At 62.4% G+C, this 20354-nt stretch carries 17 protein-coding genes and 3 pseudogenes; 18 read left to right on the forward strand and 2 right to left on the reverse strand.

All coding sequences use genetic code 11. The features are described 5' to 3' along the window. The first annotated feature begins 224 nt into the window (after positions 1 to 224). Positions 225 to 1637 (forward strand): ImmA/IrrE family metallo-endopeptidase, encoded by a 1413-nt coding sequence (locus D577_RS0112195; protein ID WP_018947751.1) that lies wholly within the window; start codon positions 225 to 227, stop codon positions 1635 to 1637. Positions 1638 to 1713: 76 nt separating this feature from the next. Here the strand turns inward: D577_RS0112195 and D577_RS14445 are convergent, their stop codons facing one another. After that, the gene (locus tag D577_RS14445; protein WP_026289055.1) at positions 1714 to 2025 is read right to left on the reverse strand and encodes an MBL fold metallo-hydrolase RNA specificity domain-containing protein; all 312 of its coding nucleotides are present in this window, start codon (positions 2023 to 2025) and stop codon (positions 1714 to 1716) included. After that, positions 2022 to 2306 carry an MBL fold metallo-hydrolase gene (locus tag D577_RS14450; RefSeq protein ID WP_026289056.1) on the reverse strand — a complete coding sequence of 95 codons (285 nt, stop codon included), beginning with the start codon at positions 2304 to 2306 and terminating at the stop codon, positions 2022 to 2024. The genes D577_RS14445 and D577_RS14450 overlap by 4 nt, the downstream gene beginning before the upstream one ends. A gap of 195 nt (positions 2307 to 2501) precedes the next feature. Here D577_RS14450 and D577_RS0112210 point away from each other — a divergent pair, with 195 nt between their 5' ends. From D577_RS0112210 to D577_RS0112280, 17 genes and pseudogenes are all read left to right on the forward strand, one after another. Further along, the gene (locus D577_RS0112210) at positions 2502 to 2999 is read left to right on the forward strand and encodes a toxin-antitoxin system HicB family antitoxin (protein ID WP_244263459.1); all 498 of its coding nucleotides are present in this window, start codon (positions 2502 to 2504) and stop codon (positions 2997 to 2999) included. Continuing rightward, positions 2996 to 3511, forward strand: coding sequence for a hypothetical protein (locus D577_RS0112215; RefSeq protein WP_018947753.1), 516 nt, complete (start codon positions 2996 to 2998; stop codon positions 3509 to 3511). Before D577_RS0112210 ends, D577_RS0112215 begins: the two co-directional genes overlap by 4 nt. Before the next feature lie 49 nt (positions 3512 to 3560). Continuing rightward, a pseudogene (locus D577_RS13690) lies at positions 3561 to 3887 on the forward strand (hypothetical protein); the annotation flags it as partial. A 98-nt stretch (positions 3888 to 3985) separates the two neighbouring features. Next, positions 3986 to 5800: an ATP-dependent endonuclease gene (locus D577_RS0112225; RefSeq protein ID WP_018947755.1), complete on the forward strand. Its 1815-nt coding sequence runs from the start codon at positions 3986 to 3988 to the stop codon at positions 5798 to 5800. Further along, positions 5797 to 7155 (forward strand): flippase, encoded by a 1359-nt coding sequence (locus tag D577_RS0112230; RefSeq protein WP_244263460.1) that lies wholly within the window; start codon positions 5797 to 5799, stop codon positions 7153 to 7155. Before D577_RS0112225 ends, D577_RS0112230 begins: the two co-directional genes overlap by 4 nt. Positions 7156 to 7227: 72 nt before the next feature. Beyond that, positions 7228 to 8688 (forward strand): alkaline phosphatase family protein, encoded by a 1461-nt coding sequence (locus D577_RS14280; RefSeq protein ID WP_155985573.1) that lies wholly within the window; start codon positions 7228 to 7230, stop codon positions 8686 to 8688. A 110-nt stretch (positions 8689 to 8798) separates the two neighbouring features. Then, on the forward strand, positions 8799 to 10052 hold the full coding sequence (locus tag D577_RS0112235; protein ID WP_081618840.1) for a polysaccharide pyruvyl transferase family protein: 1254 nt from the start codon (positions 8799 to 8801) through the stop codon (positions 10050 to 10052). After that, positions 10053 to 10949 carry a glycosyltransferase family 2 protein gene (locus tag D577_RS13695; RefSeq protein WP_018947758.1) on the forward strand — a complete coding sequence of 299 codons (897 nt, stop codon included), beginning with the start codon at positions 10053 to 10055 and terminating at the stop codon, positions 10947 to 10949. Next, positions 10946 to 11854: a sulfotransferase gene (locus tag D577_RS0112245; RefSeq protein WP_018947759.1), complete on the forward strand. Its 909-nt coding sequence runs from the start codon at positions 10946 to 10948 to the stop codon at positions 11852 to 11854. The genes D577_RS13695 and D577_RS0112245 overlap by 4 nt, the downstream gene beginning before the upstream one ends. Continuing rightward, entirely contained in the window at positions 11851 to 13326 is a 1476-nt protein-coding gene (locus D577_RS0112250) for an O-antigen polymerase (RefSeq protein WP_018947760.1), read from the forward strand. Before D577_RS0112245 ends, D577_RS0112250 begins: the two co-directional genes overlap by 4 nt. Then, on the forward strand, positions 13323 to 14489 hold the full coding sequence (locus D577_RS0112255) for a glycosyltransferase family 4 protein (RefSeq protein ID WP_018947761.1): 1167 nt from the start codon (positions 13323 to 13325) through the stop codon (positions 14487 to 14489). The genes D577_RS0112250 and D577_RS0112255 overlap by 4 nt, the downstream gene beginning before the upstream one ends. A 72-nt stretch (positions 14490 to 14561) precedes the next feature. After that, complete coding sequence (locus D577_RS14120) at positions 14562 to 15212, forward strand: class I SAM-dependent methyltransferase (RefSeq protein WP_081618841.1); 651 nt, start codon at positions 14562 to 14564, stop codon at positions 15210 to 15212. Positions 15213 to 15525: 313 nt separating this feature from the next. Further along, positions 15526 to 16827 carry a nucleotide sugar dehydrogenase gene (locus D577_RS0112260; protein WP_018947762.1) on the forward strand — a complete coding sequence of 434 codons (1302 nt, stop codon included), beginning with the start codon at positions 15526 to 15528 and terminating at the stop codon, positions 16825 to 16827. A gap of 3 nt (positions 16828 to 16830) precedes the next feature. Further along, positions 16831 to 17971, forward strand: a pseudogene (locus D577_RS13700) (glycosyltransferase family 4 protein). Between the two features lie 34 nt (positions 17972 to 18005). After that, positions 18006 to 18905: a DUF3800 domain-containing protein gene (locus D577_RS0112270; RefSeq protein ID WP_244263465.1), complete on the forward strand. Its 900-nt coding sequence runs from the start codon at positions 18006 to 18008 to the stop codon at positions 18903 to 18905. A gap of 247 nt (positions 18906 to 19152) precedes the next feature. Continuing rightward, positions 19153 to 19551, forward strand: a pseudogene (locus tag D577_RS13705) (sugar transferase); the annotation flags it as partial. 107 nt (positions 19552 to 19658) lie between these two features. Beyond that, a complete protein-coding gene (locus D577_RS0112280; RefSeq protein WP_026289057.1) occupies positions 19659 to 20198 on the forward strand; it encodes an AlpA family transcriptional regulator in 540 nt (179 codons plus the stop codon). The last annotated feature ends 156 nt before the right edge of the window (positions 20199 to 20354 follow it).

Consider the following 20354-nt stretch of genomic DNA (forward strand, 5'->3'; position numbering starts at 1 on the left):
AGCCAGTGGCCCGATCGGTTTCACGCGGTTTACAGGGGAGTGATCTACGAAGCCGTGCCCACACAGCCCGGGTATTCCTACCATGCATATCCATGGCGTGGTGATCTTCGGGGCCCTACCTTTCTGACTCGCAAAACGCTGAAGGCGCTGCGAGAAAAAGCAGACAAAAGGGGCGAAACGAAAGAGCTTGAGAGCTGGCTCCGACAGTTCGGGGGAGCATTGCGATGATGTTCGGATACGCTGACGGATTACAGATCGAACTGGATCTGGAGCCGGCCTCGCTCGAGGGGCTTGCCGAAGGTCGTTGTCGCATGTTCCTGGCGGGTGAGCCGGTGTGGGTGGGCGAGGGCGAAGCACCGGACGGCTGCGGTGGGTACCTCGAGTGGACATGGGTCGACATGCTGGAATTTCTGGGGCGTTGGTGGCCCTGGCTGGTGCTGGAGGAGGATTATCCTGTACCTGTTTCGCCGGCATTCCCTTCCCAGTTTCTGGCCGAGTGCGAGCGCCGTTGGGACGGCATGGCAGACGAGCAGGTCGATGACGAAGAGCTGGAAGCCCATCGATTCCTGGCGCGTCACGACCTCGCATCGGCACCCAGGGGGCTGTTCCTGCCTTCCCTGATCATCATGCGACAGGGGAAGACCGCTCAGATTTCGGCTCCGGGGTTGCCGCGTGAGGTTATTCGCCCCTGGCGCGAGGTCGAGACAGTGCTGGAAGCCGCAGGCGAACATCTGTGCACCGCCTGCGCGGAAAGCACGCAGCCGCGTGCCCGTCAGGCCGTGGGTTGGTGGCAGGAGCGCCGAGAGCGAACCGAGGCTCGGGAGTGGATGCTGACCACGCGGCTCGAGGAAGATGCGCCCGGACGGTTCGAGCAGGCCGGCATTGATGCCGACGAATGGCAGTGGCCGGAACTGCGCGCCGTGGCACGGATGGCCTTCGACAGCGTTGTCAACGCCGATCAGCAGGCTGAATTGCTGCGCCGCATCGTGGATTGTCCCGCTCGCGCAACGCCCGAGCTCGATCGCATTGAAGCGGCGCTCGGGGAGCAACTGGACGATACCGAGCCCCCCTATCGGCAGGGCTACTGGGCGGCGAGCTGGCTGCGTGAGTGGCTGAGCCTGTCGCCCGAAGCCGCTGTGGAGCCGGGTGAATGGCTGAAACGCTGGGGTGTGCATGTTGAGGGCATCAATCTGGGAGCATGCCCGATAGAAGCCGTGACCGTGTGGGGCGAGCGCCATGGCCCCCTGGTGCTGGTCAACCACGCGTCGGAATCGCGTGCCGGTCACGAATACGGGGAGCGCGCCACACTCGCCCACGAGATTGCCCATCTGCTACTGGACCGGCAGGGCGCGCTCCCGGTGGCGGAAGTGCTCGGCGGACGAACACCGGAATACCCCGAGAAACGGGCTCGAGCCTTTGCCGCCGAACTGCTCTTGCCACGTGACGTGGCCGCCAGGGCCGTGGAACAAAGCGCCGACCTCACCGAGGCAGCCGAACGGCTGCGCGCCGATTACCGGGTGAGCCGGGAACTGCTGGCATGGCAGATCACCAACTCGGGAGCCGCAAAACAACTGCAGAGCCGTCAGGAGAAGGCACTGCTCGAGCAATGGCGCTCGGGGAGGGCCGGGGTAACTTGACCGGCACGGCCCGGGCCCCTTCCGGTTCGCGTAGGAGCGGCCTCGGCTGCGAACCGGACGGGCGTTCGCCCCGGGCTCAACCTGTTCGCTTGCAAGCAAGCTCCCACAGGGCCTCCCGGGCGTGGGGTTCGCCGTGGACCAGGCGGATGTCCTGCGGGCCGGTGCGGATGCCACGCACGAAGCGCAGGAGGTCGGCCTGGTCCGCATGGGCGGAATAGCCGCTGATGCTGTCCACCCCCGCGCGGATGGCGTAGCGCTCGCCGTCCAGCTCCACGTGGCCGCCACGGCCGGCGGCCTGGATGGCGCGGCCCGGCGTGCCCTCGGCCTGGTAGCCGACGAACAGCACGTGGTGGCGTTCGTCCTCCAGCATGGCCTTGAGGTAGTTCACAACCCGGCCGAGGGCTTCGAACAGATGATCGGCCCGTCAAAACCCGCCGCCAGCAGATACGGCAGCCGCCCGATGTGGTCGATATGCACATGCGTGACCACCAGCGCCCGGATATCCTCCACCGGAAACTCGATCGCATGGCGCTCCAGCGTATCGCCCGGCCCGTGGTCGCGCCCCTGGAACAGCCCGCAATCCACCAGAAACGAATCCCGCGCCGACAGCCGCAGCCGATGGCAACTGCCCGTCACGCCTTCGGCGCCCCCGTGATGCACGATCTCCATATCGTCTTCCCTGACCGTAAGCGAACCCCGACGATACATCGGACCATGCCCAAAGCGCACTTGATTCGCCCCATTTTTCGTGGCCCAATCCGCATCTCGTTCAAGCGGTGAACAACCCCGGTTCCCCGGTCCGGAACATCCGCTGCTCGAGGAGCGGGAGCCGGAATTGAGCCAATGGCTGAAGGGAGAGACGTCATGAACGCACAGGACTACGGGATCACGATACGCCGGGTTATCGAGGAGGGAGAAGCCTGCTTCGAGGCCCGGGTACGAGAGCTGCCGGACGTTGTCGAATACGCCGACACCCACGACGAGGCCTACGAGCTCGCGATCGATACCATCGAGACCACCGAGGCAGCGCTGAAGGAAAGCGGACGCGCGCTGCCGCAGCCCTTGCCGCCCGCGGATGACTTCAGTGGGCGCATTACACTGCGGGTGCCCAGAACGCTGCACCGCGCACTGGTCTCCCTGGCCGAAGACGAAGGCGTAAGCCTCAACCAGCAGATCGTCGCCGTATTGAGCTACTACGTCGGAGTGCAGACGCCAACCCGTACGGTTTTCGCCGAGTGGCATGCAGAGCCCGCCATTGCCCGACCCGGCGGCAAGGCTGCAACGGCTTGCCCGCAAATCATCCATGACATCGGCGCGGGCGACTCCAGCAAAGCCGATAAGTGGATGGCGCCAGCTGTATGACGGATTCCCCGATCCAAGCAGCCATCGATTGCCTGCGAATCCACGGGGTAAGCGTGCGCCAGTCCAGTGCCTGGCTGGCGGAAGATCATGACCCGCGGTTTTCACCCGTCGAGGCATACCAGCCGCAGTTCAAGCACCATGTGGAACGCAGCTATCTCATGGAAGTCCGCGAGGCGGAGACATCGTATTATGTCTTCCGGGTGTTCATCGGGCTGGGCCTGCGCTTGTTGCCAGCTTCTCCCGCTCGGGAAGGGGAAGACCCGGAGAAACACGAAGCCGGTGAGGCAGAAAGCGATGGTGTGCTGGCGCAGATCGAGGCGACATTTGTTGCGGAGTACGACACCGATACCGACCCGGGTCCGGAAGCGCTCGAAGCCTTTGCACAGAGGAATGCCAGCTACCACGTATGGCCATACTGGCGTGAATTCGTAAGCAATCAATGCGCCCGCATGGAGTTGCCGAGGGTCGTCATCCCGACGGTTCAGTTTGCTGTTCCGGCAGATACCCAATAACCCCGCATCCCGAACCCAACACCCGACCCTGAGGCCGCCCAGTTACCCCATGCTCAGCACCTACCGCAAAGCCCTGGCCCTGCTCAGCCGCAAGGAAAAACGCCGCGGCGGACTCGTGCTCGGCATGGTCATCGTCATGGCCGTGCTGGAAACCGCCGGCGTCGCCTCGGTCATGCCGTTTCTGAGCGTGCTGGGCAACCCCGAAGTGGTGCAGACCAACCCGGTACTCAACACCGTGTATGACGGCCTCGGCTTCACCTCGGTGGATGCCTTCATCCTCGCACTGGGTGCCGCCGCCTTCGGGCTCATCCTGTTCTCCGCCTTCTTCCGCTCGCTCACGCACTACGCGATGAACCGCTTCATCGAGATGCGCCGCTCGCAGAGTCCTGCCCATAAGGGTAGAGGCCATATCGTCCAGGGCATGGCCGAACACAGTGCACTTTGAGTTAACGCCAGGGAGCCGGTAACCCCGTTATGCACCACCTTGCCCATGTCCGGATACAGAACTTCCGCTCGTGTCGCGATGTTGCCCTCGCGCTCGGCGATTGCACCCCCATCGTGGGCTACAACAACGCCGGCAAGTCCAACGTGCTGGCCGCTCTCGAATGGTTCGTAACCTCCACGTCTCTGCGCGCAACCGACTTTCACGATGCGGAGAGCCCGGTAACGGTGGAAGGCACGCTCACGGGTCTGGACGGCGAGCACCTGACCAGAATCGCGGACAAGCACCGTACCAGGATCGAGCCGTACATCCGGGACGGGCAACTCCATGTACGGCGCACACAGCAGTCTCCCGGCGCGAAGAAGACCGAAATCCTCCTGGAAGTGCGCGATCCGACCGCCGAAGACGACAGCGATGGTGCCTGGAAGCGCAACCCCAGCGGGATCGATAACGCACTCAAGGCGCTGTTCCCGGAACCCATAAGTATCGGTGCCATGGAGGATGCGGCCGAAGACGCCACCAAGGCGAAAAACACCTCCACCATCGGCAAACTGCTGGCGCAGTTCACCGGCCCGGCCGAGGCCAGCCACGGTGCCGAACTGGAGCAGGCACTGGCGCCACTACACGACAAGCTCACGGCCACCGGCACCTCGCGCGCCGCAGAACTCAACCGGTTCGATAATGAGGCCACCGAAGCCCTGCGCCCCTTCTTCCCCGGTATCCAGCTCCACCTCGATATCCCCGTGCCCAGCGTCCAGGATCTCTTCGGCAAGGGCACCATCAAGGTGAGCGAACAGGGCCGCGATGCCGTCCGCGACTTCACCGCCCTGGGGCACGGCGCCCAGCGCAGCATCCAGATGGCACTCATCCGCTATCTCGCCGACGTCCGCGCCGACGAGCACGCGACGGCGCAGCGCCGGCTCCTGCTCATCGAGGAGCCCGAACTGTTCCTCCATCCACAAGCGATCGAGCAGGTGCGCACGGCGCTGGACAGCCTCTCTCACCACGGCTATCAGGTCGTATTCGCCACACATTCTCCCGTCATGGTGGACCGCGAAGCCGCGGCCAGCACCCGCATCGTCCGCAAGGATCCGGAAACCGGGGAGACCCGCATCATGCTCACGGCCCATGAAGCCCTGGAACAGCGTGTACAGGACGCGAACAAGCGCCTGCACGCGCTTTTTGCCCTGGAGAATGCCAACCACTGGCTGTTCAGCGATCGCGTGCTCATCGCCGAAGGCCCCACCGAGCGCTACCTGCTTCCCTTCATCTACGAAGCCGTCACAGGGCGAAAGCCCGCCGACGATGGCCTGGCCATACTCGGGCTGGATGGCGCTGGGAGCTTGCCCGAATCGCTTAGCGTCTTTCGGGAACTGGGCATCGAAGTACGTGCGCTGGCAGACCTGGATTTCGCCGCAAACCAGGCGGTACAGCACGGTCTCATCGCAAAGGATGACGAAGACCTGCGCGAATGCCTCAGCCAGATCCAGGGCATGGCGAATAACGACCCCGCCATTACCCTCGACGGCAACGGCCGCCCCCGCTCCAACAAAGACAACCCGGCGGGCAACAAGAAACCGGCTGTCGTGTTCCGGGAGTGGGCCGCCAGTCCGGCTGCCTTTCCCGTGACGGAGAACCTGCACCGCAAGCTCCGCCATCACCAAGTCTGGCTCTGGACAGGTGGAGACATCGAACACCACCTGGGCCTGACCGGACCCAAGGACATCAGCAGCTGGGCACCGTACCGCCAACGACTGGCGGGCGAGTCTTTCGCAGAGGTCGTAAACGATCACGAGGCGGTGACAGCATTGGTTCAATGGCTGCGACCGGGAGGGGCATCCGCGTGAACGCCGCCTCGTGGGCCAAGCGCATTCAGCGCCTGACGAGTGGTGACGGCCTGCGAGCGCAGCTTTTCCGGGGCGGCGTGGGCTCGTTATCCGTGAAACTGGCGAGCGTGCTCCTGGGGTTTGTGCTTGCGGTCATTCTGGCGCGTACCCTTGGCCCCGAGCAGTATGGCGTTTATGGATTTGTTCTTACGCTGGTCACCCTGATCGCAATCCCGGCGCAGGTCGGGTTGCCGCACCTGGTCGTTCGGGAAACCGCCAAGGCCGGCGCGAGTCAGGATTGGGCCCTGATGCGCGGCATCTGGCGCTGGGCGACTCGGTATGTTGCCGTAACCTCACTCGTCCTGTTGCTCGTCGTCGGTGCTGGGTTGTACTTTGCGGGGCAAAATCTCAGTGAAGCGCGGTATCAGGCCCTGATCATCGCTCTGCCTCTGATTCCGCTGATCGCCCTGGGGAACATTCGCGGTGCCGCCCTCCGCGGATTGCGTCGGGTCGTACTCGGACAGTTGCCGGAGAAGGTCATTCGTACGGCGGTGCTGATCCTGCTCGCTCTGGCCTTCCTGACCTGGGGTGTCGGGGCAGGATACGAATTTACGGCCAATACGGCGTTAGGGCTTTATGTGGCGGCGGCTGCCGTTGCCTTCCTCATGGGGGCGTGGCTCCTGTGGCGGGCGCGACCTGAGGGAGTCGTTCATGAGCCCACCCGTCGGACCGAGGGGCGGGAATGGCAGCGAGCCGTCCTGCCACTCGCGCTCATCAGTGGCGTGCAGGTTCTCAACAGCCATGTCGATGTGCTGTTTCTGGGCTTACTGCGTAGCGACGAGGAGGTTGGCCTTTATCGAGTGGTAATCCAGCTCGGAAACCTGGTGATTTTCGGCTTGACAGCCATCAACATGGTGCTTCACCCGCATATCTCCCGTCTGCATCAGCAAGGCAATCGAGAAACCCTGCAGCGCATGGTGACCAACAGCGCACGAGTGATACTTCTGCTCGCCCTGCCTCCGGTTGTCCTTTTTGTATTTTTCGGTGAATGGGTCTTGATCCTCGCTTTCGGGCAGGACTACACGTCCGCTCACGTCGCGCTTGCGATACTTGCCCTCGGGCAACTGGTCAATGCAGGCATGGGATCCGTCGGGGCGTTGCTGAACATGACCGGACATGAACGGGACACCATGCGCGGGATGCTCATGGCCCTCGCTCTTAATGTGGCATTGAATCTCCTGTTAATCCCGCTCTTTGGCATCGAGGGCGCCGCACTGGCTACTGCAATAACCTTTGCCACCTGGAACGTGTTCCTTTGGCGTATGGTCTGGAAACGCCTTGGAATCAAAAGCACAGCCATCGAGGGCTTCCGGTGACGCATACCCCGCGCCCGTCCGAGAAACCAGCAAAGCCCCGGCATGGTGGCGTATAAACAGGGAGCGCTTCATATGAAGATATTGATGCTCGGTATGGATGGCGTCCAGCGTGAGACGTTCAAGCGGGGCTGGACACCATTCCTGGAGTCCCTGATCGATGATGGTGAAGCTCTTGAGCTTGACGAGGATATTATCAGTCGGGGGTGGGTCGAGATCTTTACCGGTCGGCACGGAACGGAAACGGGAGCTCTCTATGAGCGACCTGAGCTCGATGGCAGCTACCGCTGGACAGACAAGTGCAGTCTCTCGGGAATCCCGGGCCTGGGAGAACGTGTCAAACCGATATGGCAGCAGCTGAACGAGCGGGGTTATCGAGTCGGTGTAATGAATGTCCCGACCACGAATCCAGCACCAAAAGTTGATGGCTTCTTCGTCTCCGGCGGCGGCGGCGGACGGGGCGTGCAACAGGTTGTCGCCGAGGAGCAAGTCTATCCCCACTCAGTGAAGGCCACGCTGGATGCCATGGGATACATTGTGGACGAGCGGCTAGGGTCCTTGCTTGATGAAAAGGCTCTCTATGAACCGGAAGATTTTTTCCAGCGTCTGGCCCAAATGGACGCTCTCAGATGTGAAGCATTTTCGGACCTGTCGTGCAAATTTGATGTGGATCTCGGTTTCGTGGCGAATCGCTCCATGGTGATGGCGGAATCGTTCCTTCTTCCGGAGCTGGACCGAAAACAGCGAGGACAAACTTGCAACGAGGAATTGATCGAAGCAGGAAAACGATATTACGGGAAGATTGATGAGGCGGTGAGAAAGCTGCGGGATGAGTTTCCTTCCAGCGAGCTGATTCTTGTCTCGGACCACAGCACTGCCGCAAGAACTCACTCAGTCAACTTTAATGCGGTTCTGAAGGAAATGGGCTATCAAATACCAGCGGCGGGGCGCAGCGGGATCATCTCGGCTTTGAGAAAGCTGCGTAGAAGGCTTCCGTCGTCTTGGGTGCGCCGAGTAAAGAACAATACTGCGATTACGAAGCGAGTTAGGTCCGTTACGCCGTTCGATCCAGGGGAAAGCCTGGCCTTCATGATTACGCACCATCAAGCGAGTCACGGGATATTCCTGAATGATGAACATCGATTTGGGGGCCCGGTGACGGTATCGGAAAAACCGCAGTTGGCGTCGCAGTTGCTCCATGCGTTCAATGAGCATCCGGTTGCGAAAGAGCATGGTATGTGGGCGCAAATACCGGACGTGCCGGATTGCGAGTTCCGTGATGCATATCCCGACTTATATGTACGGCTTCCCGAGGGATATACACCCTCTACCGAAAAGGCAGATTTTGTGTCGGAGTTTGAGTATCGGGATGAGCCTATTGATTTGCGAACGATTCGCACCAGGGGAGGGCGCGTGAGCGTTAAGGGGCACTATCCGCTTGCGGTCGTATGCGGCGGACAATGGTGTGTCGCGCCATCAGAAGGGCGCAAGGATCTCCGTTTGATTTACGATCATGTTTTGGCTCGATTCGAATGAGCGTCCAGCTCGTTTGGTGGTGGTATGAATTCCGTGGCCGCACCAAGGTGGGCGCGGGGATTAAGGGTAAGACCCCTGATAATTAGGGCGTAGAGAGTGGGTTCGCAAGAATGACGAAGATTTTTCTATCAGGGCATAGGGATTTTGGCAACCGGGGATGCGAGGCGATTGTTCGTTCTACCGTGGATATTGTTCGGAAAGCGATTCCTGGCGCCGAATTTGTGGTTCCTAGCACGAATATCGAACGGGATCGAGCACTCTGGCCGGAAGCGGAAGGGTATGGGGTTACTTTCAGTGATTGTTTGAGGCAGTCGATCCCCATGAGAGTGTTCGGTAAGGCTCGCAAACGCCTGGATCGGTTGAACAACCGCTATCCGCCTGTTCGGCCACCGGCGGGTGCACGTCGTCTGATTGACGATTGTGATGCGGTTCTGGCTGTTGGTGGGGATAACTATTCTGAGGATTATTCTCTTCCATTTATGCCGGTTATTTTGGATCGGTATGCGATGGATCAGGGGCTGCCCGTTGTCTTGTGGGGAGCGTCTGTGGGGCCTTTTGGCCGGAGCAAGAGGTACGAAGAGTTCATGGCGCGCCACATGCGTCGCTACTCAATGATTCATGTGCGTGAGGCGAGGAGCGAACGCTACTGCAGGGAAGTGCTGGGTGTAAGTCGGCTCAGGAGGTTTTCGGACCCTGCGTTTGCCTTGGAGCCACAGACGGAGGGTCTCTTCGAACTCGGGGAGGAGAACTACATTGGCGTGAATGTCAGTCCGTTGGTCCTGGGAAAGCTCGGAGAACGGGCGGAGGCTTTCATCAGGGAGTTGGTGTGTGCTCTGAAGGCGGCCCATGATCAATACGGGTTCACGGTGCTTCTGCTTCCTCATGTGATGTCATATCAAGGTCCGAATGATGACCGGAAGGCGCTGGATAAGGTAAAGCGTGGGCTTGATTCGGAAGGGGTAGCCAACGTGGCGGTCACCGATGAAATCAATGCCGCGCAAATAAAGGGCCTGATTCGGCGGTGTCGGGTGTTCATGGGCGCGCGGACCCATGCAACGATTGCCGCGATGTCCATGGGGGTTCCGGTGATTTCCATCGGGTATAGCGTCAAGGCGACTGGTATCAACGAAATGGTCTTCGGTCATGATCGCTTCGTAGTGGATTATCGTGGACTTGAGTCGGCGGGCCTGCTGGCGCGGATAAATGAGGTGTTGGAGGCCGATGAGGCGGTCGCTGGAGAGAGTGTTCGAGAAAGATTGCGAGCGGATGCGGAAAGGGCGGGGGAATCTTTTCGTGAACTGGTCCGGCCGCGTTCGGGTGCGCAAGAGACTGAACGATCCAGCGGTACGAATGGGGCAGGTTGAATGAGCCGGGTCAGTGTCGTCATCCCGAGCCATGAGCGGCATGAGGAAGTCCTGCGTGCGGTGCGGAGCGCGCTCGCCCAGACGCTGGCGCCAGTGGAGGTGATTGTCTCCAACGACGGGCCCGATGCCGAGAAGAGTCGTTTGCTGGCGGAGCTGGGGGACGAGCGCGTGCGGTTTGTCGAGGCGCCGCGGCGCGGGAGCGCTTCGGCGACGCGAAATTTCGGTGTGCAGCAGGCCCGTGGGGACTGGATTGCACTGCTGGATGACGATGATGTCTGGCTGCCGGGCAAGCTGGAGGCGCAATTCGCGGCACTGGAACGCAGTGGCCTGGAGGAGGCGATTCTGGCCGGGGTCGAGGTGGTCTATGCGGATGGAGAGCGTAGCCATGTGCGACCCTCGGGCGTGGTGCCTTCGGGAGTGCCCGTGTCCGAAGTGCTGTTCTGCGGCTATGGTGGCGCAAACACTTCGACGCTGATGGCGCCGCGCTGGGCTTTCGAGAAGTATCCGTTCGACGAGGAACAGGAACGCCACGAGGACTGGAGCTGGATGCTGGAGGCCGGGCAGGAGCTTGGGTTGGTGGTGGCGCCGGAGGAGGTCTGCGAGCGCCATCTGGCACCGGGCGAGGGTCTGAGCCGACCCGGCGGATACCCGTTCAGCCGGGGGTGGTATGACGGGCACAAGGCCCTGATGACGCCTCGGGCCCGGGCTGCGTTCGTGGCGAACATCCTGTCGCGTAAGGCCGCTCACGACCGCAAACTGGGCGCGCTTACGTGGATCGTGGCAGAAGTGGCACGCCAGCGAGGGTTCAGCCGAACGAACCTGGTTCGTCTGGTCACGCCATGGTTGGTTCCAGCCCGGGTGCGGAAGGCGATCAAAGCCGCGAGGGTGGGTCAATGAGTGGCAAAGCCCCGAATTTCTTCATCCTGGGCGCACCCAAGTGCGGGACGACCTCTCTTGCGCGCTGGCTGGAGCAGCACCCGCAGGTGTTCATGTCCTCCATCAAGGAGCCGCACTATTACAGCGTCGACCTCGCCAATCGGAGTATTCAATCGGCGGATCGCTACGCCAGGCTCTTTGACGGGGTGGCGGAAGCGCATCGGGCAATCGGGGAGGCGTCAACCTGGTATCTGTTTTCGCAGGAGGCGGTTGCCAATATCGAACGGGAACACCCGGGTGCCCGGTATATCGTTATGACGCGGGACCCGGTGGCGATGGCGCATTCGCTCTACCATCACAACCGGCGAGTACTGCACGAGGATCAGCCGACGTTCGAGGCGGCCTGGCGGCTGCAGGAGCAACGGGCGATCGGGCGGCATTTACCCAGGGACTGTACCGAGCCCGCATTTTTGCAGTATTTCGCGGCCTGCAGCCTGGGCTCGCTGTTGCAGAGGCTCTATGTGCAGGTACCTGCGGAGCGTGTGCTGCACGTGCCGCTGGAATGGATGCAGGAAGACCCGGCACGCCAGTACCGGCGGGTGCTCGGGCATCTTGGCGTGGACGATGACGGCCGCGAGGATTTTCCACCGGCGAACGAGGCCAGGGGCCACCGGAGCCGTGTGCTGCAGAAGGCCCTTCGGCTGGGTGGGCGTATGCGTGTTGCGCTCGGCGTCAACAAGGGGTTTGGTCTCGGGCGGCTGAATGAGCGGGCCCTGGCGAAGGAAACGCTTTCGCCGGAGTTTCGCGCGGAGCTGGAGGCGGCGTTTGCGGAGGAGCGTGCCCTGCGGGAGCAGTTTGTGGCCGAAGCGGCGGACGGGGCCGCAAACTCGCATCCGAACGCTGCGGACGAGAAGGTGCATCCGTGATCCGGGGTACCCGGCCCGACAGCCCGTACCTGGCGCTGCTGCCGCTGGAGCGCGGCGCAATTATTGGCGGGCTGTTGTTGATTGTGGTGCTTAGCGGCATCGTTTCGTTCGGGGCGGAGCACGGGTCTCATCCGCTGCTTTTTGGCGCATTCCTGGTCTATGTGGGCGTGCTGGCCTTGCCGCTGTTCGGGGCCTTTCTGCGTACACCGGGGCTGTTCCATCCCCTGTTCTTTTACGCAACCTGGACCGGGTTGCGGTCCCTGCTCACGGGCGATGCCGTTCTGGGGGCAACGGGGCTGGAGTTTCACCGGGCTCTGCCGGGCATGGGGCGGACCGAGCTGGAGATGGTTGCGGCCCAGTCGTTCTTGCTGGAAGCGCTCGCGCTGGCCGCCCTGTATGTTGGCTACGGGCTGTTTCGGAACATTCGGGTGCCGCGGCTGCGCCAGCCTGCACAGCCGAGGCGGCTGGCGAAGGCGGCGGTTCTATGGATGGCGCTGCCTACAGCGGCGGTGGCGATACTCGCCATGGAGGCCGGGGGGCTGGGCCAACTGCTGCTCCAGCGCGGCATTGCCTCCGATCAACGCATTGGCGCGGAGATTGGCGGGCAGTGGCACTACCTGGCGGGTGTGGGCACGATTGTGCCGGTCGTATGGCTGGCCTTCGACCGCTATGCGGTGAAACATCCCGTGTTCTGGATGGTGGCGCTGTTCGCCGCATTTCTGGTGTTCGCAGCTACAGGTTCGCGAAGTAGCGCGATATGGCCGTTTATCCTGATCGCCCTCATGTGGGCGCTGCGGAACCGGACGATTCCATATCGGGCACTGTGGGTGGCAGCGGGCATCGCGATCGTCCTAGTCGGCCTGTTGGGCGAATTCCGGGCCGCCACACGTGGAGCGGCTACGCTGGCGGACGTCGAGTTCCAGGCCGAGATCTGGTCCAGCGCCCAGGCCGGCTATGGCGAGATGGTTCGGCACAGCACGACCAATAACGGGCAGATCGCCGTTCTGGGGAGCGTGCCCGGCCGAGTGGATTACCTCCTGGGCGAGTCGTATCTGTCGATTCCGTTCGTGGTGATTCCGGGCAGGCTGTGGCCGGGGGATACGCCGGCTGCGGCTGGCAAACTGAATGCCACCTATATCTACGGAAATCCCCTGAGCGGCATACCCACCGGGCCGGTGGGCGAGGCGTACTGGAACTTTTCCTATCCCGGGGTGGTAATGGCTTTCCTGTTGTTCGGCGGGGTGTTGCGGCTTGCCGCATCGCTGTATCGGACCAACCCCGAGCATCCACTGATTATTCCGGTTTATCTGTACACCATCATGGCCCTCGCGCCGGGAAGTAACGAGATCTACAACTTCGTTCACGCATTCGTTCCAGTGATTGGCTTTTATCTGTTCGTTCGCGTGGTGGACCGGATTCGGGTGGGCGGAACATCTGCTCGGCGCGCGGCTGGAGTGGGGGGCGGCCAATGAAAGTCTTTGCCTACATGCCGACCCCGGGCGGTCTGACCGGGGCGCCCCGGAGGCTGCTCACCCTTGCCTCCGTCCTGCGTGAGCAGGGCATCGAGATGTGTATCGCCACCCAGCGCGACAGCGACCTGTTTCGGGCGGCGGAGGAACAGGGGCTCGATACGGTGGAGGTGGAGCCGGTCGGGGTGCTCCGCCAACGTCACGGTGCGTTGTTCGGGGGTAATGCCGTATTCCGCCTGAAGGCGCTGTTCAGCCTGCTGGTGCAGAACCTGGGTATCGCGCGGAAGATTCGGAAGCACGGTGCGGATGTCGTCTGGATTCGCGGCAGCAAGGGGATTGCGTTTGCCGGGCTGGGTGCGCTTCTGAGCCGGCGGCCCCTGGTATGGGACGTGGATTACGAGCTGCCATCCCGGGGTGTTGTGCGCTGGCTGCATCGGCTGGGGCTGTGGGCGGCCAAGCGCGTGGTATTCCAGTATTCGGCTGCGCCGGATGCGATTTTCGGTCTGGAGCTGGCCGCGCGGTACCGACAGAAGTTCCGGACAATCATCCCCGGCATCGATCTGCCATCGCTGGAACCGTTCCGGGCCAAGCGAATGGCGAGCGAGCGCCGGGAGGGCGATCCGTTTGTGATTCTTCAGGTCGGCACGATCTGCGATCGGAAGAATCAGCAGCTGTTGATTGATGCGCTCGGCCGAGTACGGCAGGCACGCCCGGATGCTCCGATTCGCGTTCAGTTGGCCGGCGGGGTGTTTGAAGAGGCCTATGCCGAGGCTTTGAAGGAAAAGATCAATGCCGCGGGGCTCGGCGAGGACGTGGAGTTCCTGGGTTGGCGCTCGGATGTCCACGAACTGATGGCGAGCGCGGACGTATTGGCGATGCCCTCTCGGGACGAGGGCGTGCCCAATACGGTGCAGGAAGCGATGGCCATCGGCCTGCCCGTGCTGGTCAGCGAGGCCGGGGGGATGCCGGAAGTCGTCACCGAAGGGGAGACCGGGTGGATTCTGCGGGGGGACAGCCCGGAGAGCTGGGCGCACCGGATCGGGTGGTGCCTTGAGAATCGGAAGGGATTGGATGAAGTCGGGCAACACGCTACCGAGTTTGCGGTGGAGCGCTTTGGAACCTGGCAATGGGGTGCGGAATACGGGCGGCTGATTGCCGAAACATGACAACGCTGATCTGAATTAAGAAGCATCCCTTGGCTGGGTTCTGCGCATATTTGTATCGGTTCAGGAGTATGTATGGTTGATGGTATGGAAGAGTATCCGCTTCGTGCGAGATGGCAATGCCCGAAATGTGGCGGGAGTATAATCGAAAACGGATTGGGGTTGGTATGCGATGCTTGCGGGAGTGAGGCCGCCATTGATGCAGCTCACCGCCGTATAGAATGGCTTGGGGATGATGTTACGGGAGCCATCGCTTCGGAAAGAGAAAAATATGACCAGTGGGCCGAGTCTGTATCTGTAACGAAAACGGCGCCGGAGAATCGAGGTCGATGGTGGGGTGGAAGTCCGGGGCTTTCATGGGCGAAAAAGAAGCTTCAGGGTGCCCATGGGGGAGAGGCAATCCTTTCTGGAAAAGATGTTCTTGACATAGGCGGGAGTTGTTTGGATTCCTGGAATTTATTGTACGAGGGTGCCAGGCTTCTAGCGCAGGTGGAACCGTCGCCAGAGTCTCAGGCTTTGGGGAAAAAGAGGCTACAGGTGGAGCTGGATTTGTCTGAATCGGATCTTGTTCGTCAGGCCGAGTTTCATACTGCAACCTGCGAAGCGCTTCCGTTTAAAGATGAAAGCTTCGACTTCGTGTTCTCTCGCGCGACGATTCATCACACGCACCGGCCGCAGTCATTTGATGAGATATATCGGGTGCTCCGTCCGGGGGGGTGGTGTTAATGATAGAGCCAGTGTTTCCTCGGGTGCTTTATAAGTTAATGTGGTGGGCGAGGAGGGTTCGCAGGGTTGATCGGGGTACAGATGACCCGCTCACCGTTGAAGATGTTTACATGATGAGATCGAGATTTCAAGATGTTTCCTTGTATCGAACCGGAACGGGGTTGTCGCGCGTTGAATGGTTGATGAGGAAGATTGCAGGGCAAAATGTTAAGTCGAAGGATTTGTGGTTCGGGAGGTGGGAGAAAAAGATAGGGCAGGTCCCGGTGATATCTCGGCTCTTTGGTGGTAACAGCGTGATCGTGGGAAAAAAATGATGGCAGTGGGCAGTTTTTGCTGGCCGGAGCCAGAGGAGATACGCATTGCGGTCATCGGCCTGGGCTACGTGGGCCTGCCGCTGGCGGCGGAGTTCGGGCGCGTGTTGCCCACACTGGGGTTCGATATCGACGCCCAGCGCGTGGCGGAGCTGAACCGGGGGCATGATCGCACGCGGGAGGTGGAGCCGGAGGAACTGGCGGCGGCCACGCAACTGGAGATGACGGCGGACCCGGCGGCGCTGGCGGACTGCAATGTGTTCATCGTGACGGTGCCCACGCCGATTGATGCGCACCGGCGGCCGGATCTGGGGCCGCTGCTGGCGGCCAGCCGTACGGTGGGGCGGGCGCTGGGCGAGGGCGATGTGGTGATCTACGAGTCCACGGTGTATCCCGGGGCCACGGAGGAAGACTGCGCGCCGGTGCTGGCGGCGGAGTCCGGCCTGACCGTGAATGAAGGGTTCTTCCTGGGCTACAGCCCGGAGCGGGTGAACCCCGGGGACAAGGCGCACCGCATTCCGGACATCGTGAAGGTGACCTCGGGCTCCACGCCGGAGGTGGCGCGGTTTGTGGACGAGCTGTACGCGCGCATCATCCGCGCGGGTACGCACCGGGCGCCGAGCATCCGCGTGGCCGAGGCCGCCAAGGTGATCGAGAACACCCAGCGGGACGTGAACATTGCGCTGGTGAACGAGCTGGCGCTGCTGTTCGACCGGCTGGAGCTGGATACCGAGGCGGTGCTGGCGGCGGCGGGCACCAAGTGGAACTTTCTGCCGTTCCGGCCCGGGCTGGTGGGCGGGCACTGCATTGGGGTGGACCCGTACTACCTGACGCACAAGGCCCAGGCGGTGGGCCACCATCCGGAGATGATCCTGGCCGGGCGGCGGGTGAACGACGGCATGGGCGGGCATATTGCCGACCGCCTGGTGAAGGCGATGATCCGCAAGGGCTTCCCGGTGGTGGGGTCGCGCATCCTGGTGATGGGGCTGGCGTTCAAGGAGAACTGCCCGGATGTTCGCAACACCCGGGTGGTGGACATCATCGAGGACCTGCAGGGCTACAACGCGCAGGTGGACGTGTGGGACCCGTGGGTGGATGCGGCCGAGGCGCGTGAGGAATACGCCCTGGACCTGCTGGAAGGTGAGCCGGATGCCGGTGCGTACGATGCGATGGTACTGGCCGTGCCGCATCGGGAGTTCGTGGCGCTGGGCGGCGAGGGCGTGCGCCGCCTGGGGCGCGAGAATGCCGTGGTGTTCGACGTGAAGTCGGCCCTGCCGCCCGAAGCGGCGGATTTGCGGTTGTAGGGCGTGCGGCTTCTCTTTGTCGTCAACGACTTCGGCTTCTTTGTGTCGCATCGGCTGGCCGTTGGCGTGGGTGCCCGGGATGCAGGGTTTGATGTGTACGTGGCGGCGCCGGGCGAGCCGCCGGCGGAGCTTGGTGAGCAGGGCCTGAAGGCCGTGCCGGTACCGATGTCGCGACGCGGTGCCAATCCGTTCGCCGAGGCGCGTTCGCTGTGGGCGTTGTATCGGCTGTTCCGGCGGCTGCGACCGGACCTGGTGCATCTGGTGACGATCAAGCCGGTGCTGTACGGCGGGATGACGGCACGGCTGGCGCGGGTGCCGGCGGTGGTGTCCGCGATTTCCGGATTGGGGACGCTGTTCACCACGTCCGGCGGGCGTGCCGGCTTGATGAGACGGGTTGCCCAGGCCATGTATCGCGCAGCCCTGGGCCATGGAAACCAGACTGTGATCCTGCAGAATCCGGATGATCGGATGGCCTTGATCGGGGAGGGTGGTCTCAGGGAGGAGAAAAACGGAGATCATCCGCGGCTCGGGAGTGGACCTGGAAGGGTACGCCTGCCACGCCGAACCGCCCGGAACCCCCGTGGTGGTGATGGCGGCTCGTCTGCTGCGCGAGAAGGGGATCGTGGAGTTCATCGAGGCCGCCCGGCTGGTGGTTGCGCGGGGAGTCCAGGCCAGGTTCCTGGTCGTGGGCGACCCCGATCCGGGTAATCCGTCGTCGGTCAGCGCGGAGGACGTGGATCGGTGGAAGGCCGAGGGTGTTGCGGAGTTCCTCGGTTTCCGGCGAGACATCGCCCGGATCTTCCGTGAGAGCCATGTGGTGGTTCTTCCGTCCTATCGAGAAGGGCTGCCGAAGGTGCTGATCGAAGCGGCGGCCTGTGGCCGGGCGGTGGTCACCACGGATGTGCCCGGCTGTCGCGATGCCATCGAGGACGGCGAGACTGGGGTGCTGGTGCCGGTGCGCGATGTGCCGGCGCTGGCCGATGCGCTGCAGGCGCTTGTGGAAGACCCGGAAAGGCGGCAGGCCATGGGGCGTGCCGGGCGGGCGCTGGCGGAGCGGGAGTTCGCGATCGAGAAGGTGGTGGATGCCCACCTGGAGATTTACAGGCGTTTGCTGGGTTCAAGGCAGGCAGGAATGGACACTTGATCCAGTTACAGAGGAGGTACGCGGCGTGAGCTTTATGCTGTTCATGGATGAAAGCGGCCAGGACCACAGGCATTCTCCCTATGAGGTGTTGGCCGGCGTGTGTGTGGAGGATCGGGACCTCTGGAACCTGGTCTGTGAAGTACAGGATGCGGAAAGGACTTTCTTCGGCCAGCGGATCTCGCCGGATGAGCTGGAGCTCAAGGGCAAGAAGCTGCTGAAGCGCAAGACGTTCCGCTTGGCCGGGCAGATGGAGGCGATCACGCCGGAGCGAAGGGCTGCATTGGCGCGTGTGTGTCTTGAAAAGGGGTCGAGGCAGCGTCGTGAGGATGCCGGTGCAACCGGTCCCACCAAGGAAGAGCTTACGGCCTTGGCTCAGGCGAAGATCGCCTTCGTGGGGCACTTGCTGGAGATTTGTGCGCGTTACCGCGTGCGTACGTTTGCGAGCATCGTGGATTGCGAGGCTCCGCGACCGGAGGGGCAGCTTCTGCGCAAAGATTACGCTTACCTGTTCGAGCGTTACTACCACTTTCTTGAAGAGCAAGCCGAGAGCACGATGGGTGTGGTGGTATTCGATGAGCTCGAGAAGGTGCAGGCCCATATCCTGCTAGGGCAAATGGCTCAGTATTTCCGGGAGACTACCAAGGGGCGGATGCGGGCGGCCCGAGTGATACCAGAGCCGTTCTTTGTTCACAGCCATCTGACGACAGCGGTTCAGTTGGCGGACATTGTTGCGTATCTGGTGGCCTGGGGTGTTCGCGTCGGTACCATGACGCGTCCGGCTCGGAGCGAATTGTCGGGGCTGGCGGAAAGGGTTTGTGACTTGCGGTTCAGGACTCTGCGCGAAGACGGTGATCAGCGCTACCCGCTGTGGAGTTTCGCGGTCATCGACGATCTGCGGCCGCGAGAAGAACGCGATTCAATAAGCGGGCAATAAAAAAGGCAATGCCAGCGTCGCCGCCAACAAAGCCTCCACCCATTATCTTGGATGAGTCTGGTGGCGATGACAAGTGTTGGCGGGTCCGAGGTGGGCGATTGGCACGGGCCCGTTGGGCCCTCGCAATGACGGGATGTTGAGTGATGATGGACCGGGTTTTGGTAACGGGTGCGTGGGTGGCGCCGGTGAGTGTGGACGAGGGCCTGCGACGGGCGGTGTCGCCGTTGCGGAGTTAAGAGAGGGTGGTGTGATTCGATTTCTGGATGTGGTGTTGTCGGCGGTGGGGCTGGTGGTGACGCTGCCGGTGATGCTGGTGCTTCTGCTGCTGGGCTGGCGGGATACGGGCTCGCCCCTGTTCCGGCAGGAGCGGGTGGGGCGCCACCGGCGGCCATTTACGCTGGTGAAGTTTCGCACCATGCGGCCGGATACGGCCTCGGTGGCCACGCATCTGGCCGAGGCCTCGGCGGTGACGCGGTTCGGGCACTTCCTGCGCCGGACCAAGCTGGATGAGCTGCCGCAGTTGTGGAACGTGCTCAAGGGCGATATGAGCCTGGTGGGGCCACGGCCGGGTTTGCCCAACCAGACCGAGCTGACGGAGGAGCGCGATCGGCGCGGCGTGTTCGACGCGCGACCGGGTGTCAATGGCCATCGCTTTTGACCCACCTTTGGCCAACAAAATTGACCCAGGGAGCCGGCGTTCAGCCGGCGGTTTTCTCGCGTAATCGGTAGCTGTCTCCTCCCAGTAACTCCATCATGAGTCATTACGAGTTTACGCTGAAATTCGCTATTCCATCCGATTGGGATCGTTCCTGGCTGGAAGCCCGGCTGTTCGAGGGCGGGTGCGATGATGCACTGATGGGAACGGGCCAGGAGGGGCGGCTCGCGCTTTCTTTTTCGCGCGAGGCGGCGTCGGCGTGCGACGCGGTGACGAGTGCGATACGCGATGTGCGTAAGGTGGTCCCGGCAGCGGTGCTCGTCGAAGTGGCGCCGGATCTCGTGGGGGTGTCCGATGTGGCCGACCTGTTCGGCTTTTCCCGGCAGAACATGCGCAAGCTGGTGCAGACCCACCGGGACAGTTTCCCGTTGCCTTTGCACGAGGGCCGGTCGGCGCTCTGGCATCTGGCGGATGTGCTGGAGTGGTTCGCCCGGGAAGGGCGATCGGTGGACCCGGCATTGCGGGAGGTCGCGCGCGAGGCCATGCATGTGAATGTGGCCCGCGAAGCGGCTCGGCTCGACGGGCACTCCGGTGCGTTGTGCCTTGGCCCAGCGCGTCAAACGCCGCTCCTGGGATGATTATTTTCGGGGGCCATTTTGGCGGGGGCTTCGCGGGCGAGCCCGCTCCCACAGGGGGCAGGATTCGGCGTAGGAGGCCAGCCCCCTGGCCGATAACCCACGCCCGACCAACCCTCATCGGCCAGAGGGCTGGCCCCCTACCGGGGTTGGTGTTTG

Origin of the sequence: Thioalkalivibrio sp. AKL17 (genome assembly GCF_000377885.1) — a bacterium.
Lineage (GTDB): Bacteria > Pseudomonadota > Gammaproteobacteria > Ectothiorhodospirales > Ectothiorhodospiraceae > Thioalkalivibrio > Thioalkalivibrio halophilus.

Coding starts and splice junctions, on each gene's coding strand:
- D577_RS0112195 (WP_018947751.1), top strand. CDS start 225: ATGATGTTCGGATACGCTGACGGATTACAGATCGAACTGGATCTGGAG.
- D577_RS14450 (WP_026289056.1), bottom strand. CDS start 2,306: ATGGAGATCGTGCATCACGGGGGCGCCGAAGGCGTGACGGGCAGTTGC.
- D577_RS0112210 (WP_244263459.1), top strand. CDS start 2,502: ATGAACGCACAGGACTACGGGATCACGATACGCCGGGTTATCGAGGAG.
- D577_RS0112215 (WP_018947753.1), top strand. CDS start 2,996: ATGACGGATTCCCCGATCCAAGCAGCCATCGATTGCCTGCGAATCCAC.
- D577_RS0112225 (WP_018947755.1), top strand. CDS start 3,986: ATGCACCACCTTGCCCATGTCCGGATACAGAACTTCCGCTCGTGTCGC.
- D577_RS14280 (WP_155985573.1), top strand. CDS start 7,228: ATGAAGATATTGATGCTCGGTATGGATGGCGTCCAGCGTGAGACGTTC.
- D577_RS0112235 (WP_081618840.1), top strand. CDS start 8,799: ATGACGAAGATTTTTCTATCAGGGCATAGGGATTTTGGCAACCGGGGA.
- D577_RS13695 (WP_018947758.1), top strand. CDS start 10,053: ATGAGCCGGGTCAGTGTCGTCATCCCGAGCCATGAGCGGCATGAGGAA.
- D577_RS0112245 (WP_018947759.1), top strand. CDS start 10,946: ATGAGTGGCAAAGCCCCGAATTTCTTCATCCTGGGCGCACCCAAGTGC.
- D577_RS0112255 (WP_018947761.1), top strand. CDS start 13,323: ATGAAAGTCTTTGCCTACATGCCGACCCCGGGCGGTCTGACCGGGGCG.
- D577_RS14120 (WP_081618841.1), top strand. CDS start 14,562: ATGGTTGATGGTATGGAAGAGTATCCGCTTCGTGCGAGATGGCAATGC.
- D577_RS0112260 (WP_018947762.1), top strand. CDS start 15,526: ATGGCAGTGGGCAGTTTTTGCTGGCCGGAGCCAGAGGAGATACGCATT.
- D577_RS0112270 (WP_244263465.1), top strand. CDS start 18,006: ATGCTGTTCATGGATGAAAGCGGCCAGGACCACAGGCATTCTCCCTAT.
- D577_RS0112280 (WP_026289057.1), top strand. CDS start 19,659: ATGAGTCATTACGAGTTTACGCTGAAATTCGCTATTCCATCCGATTGG.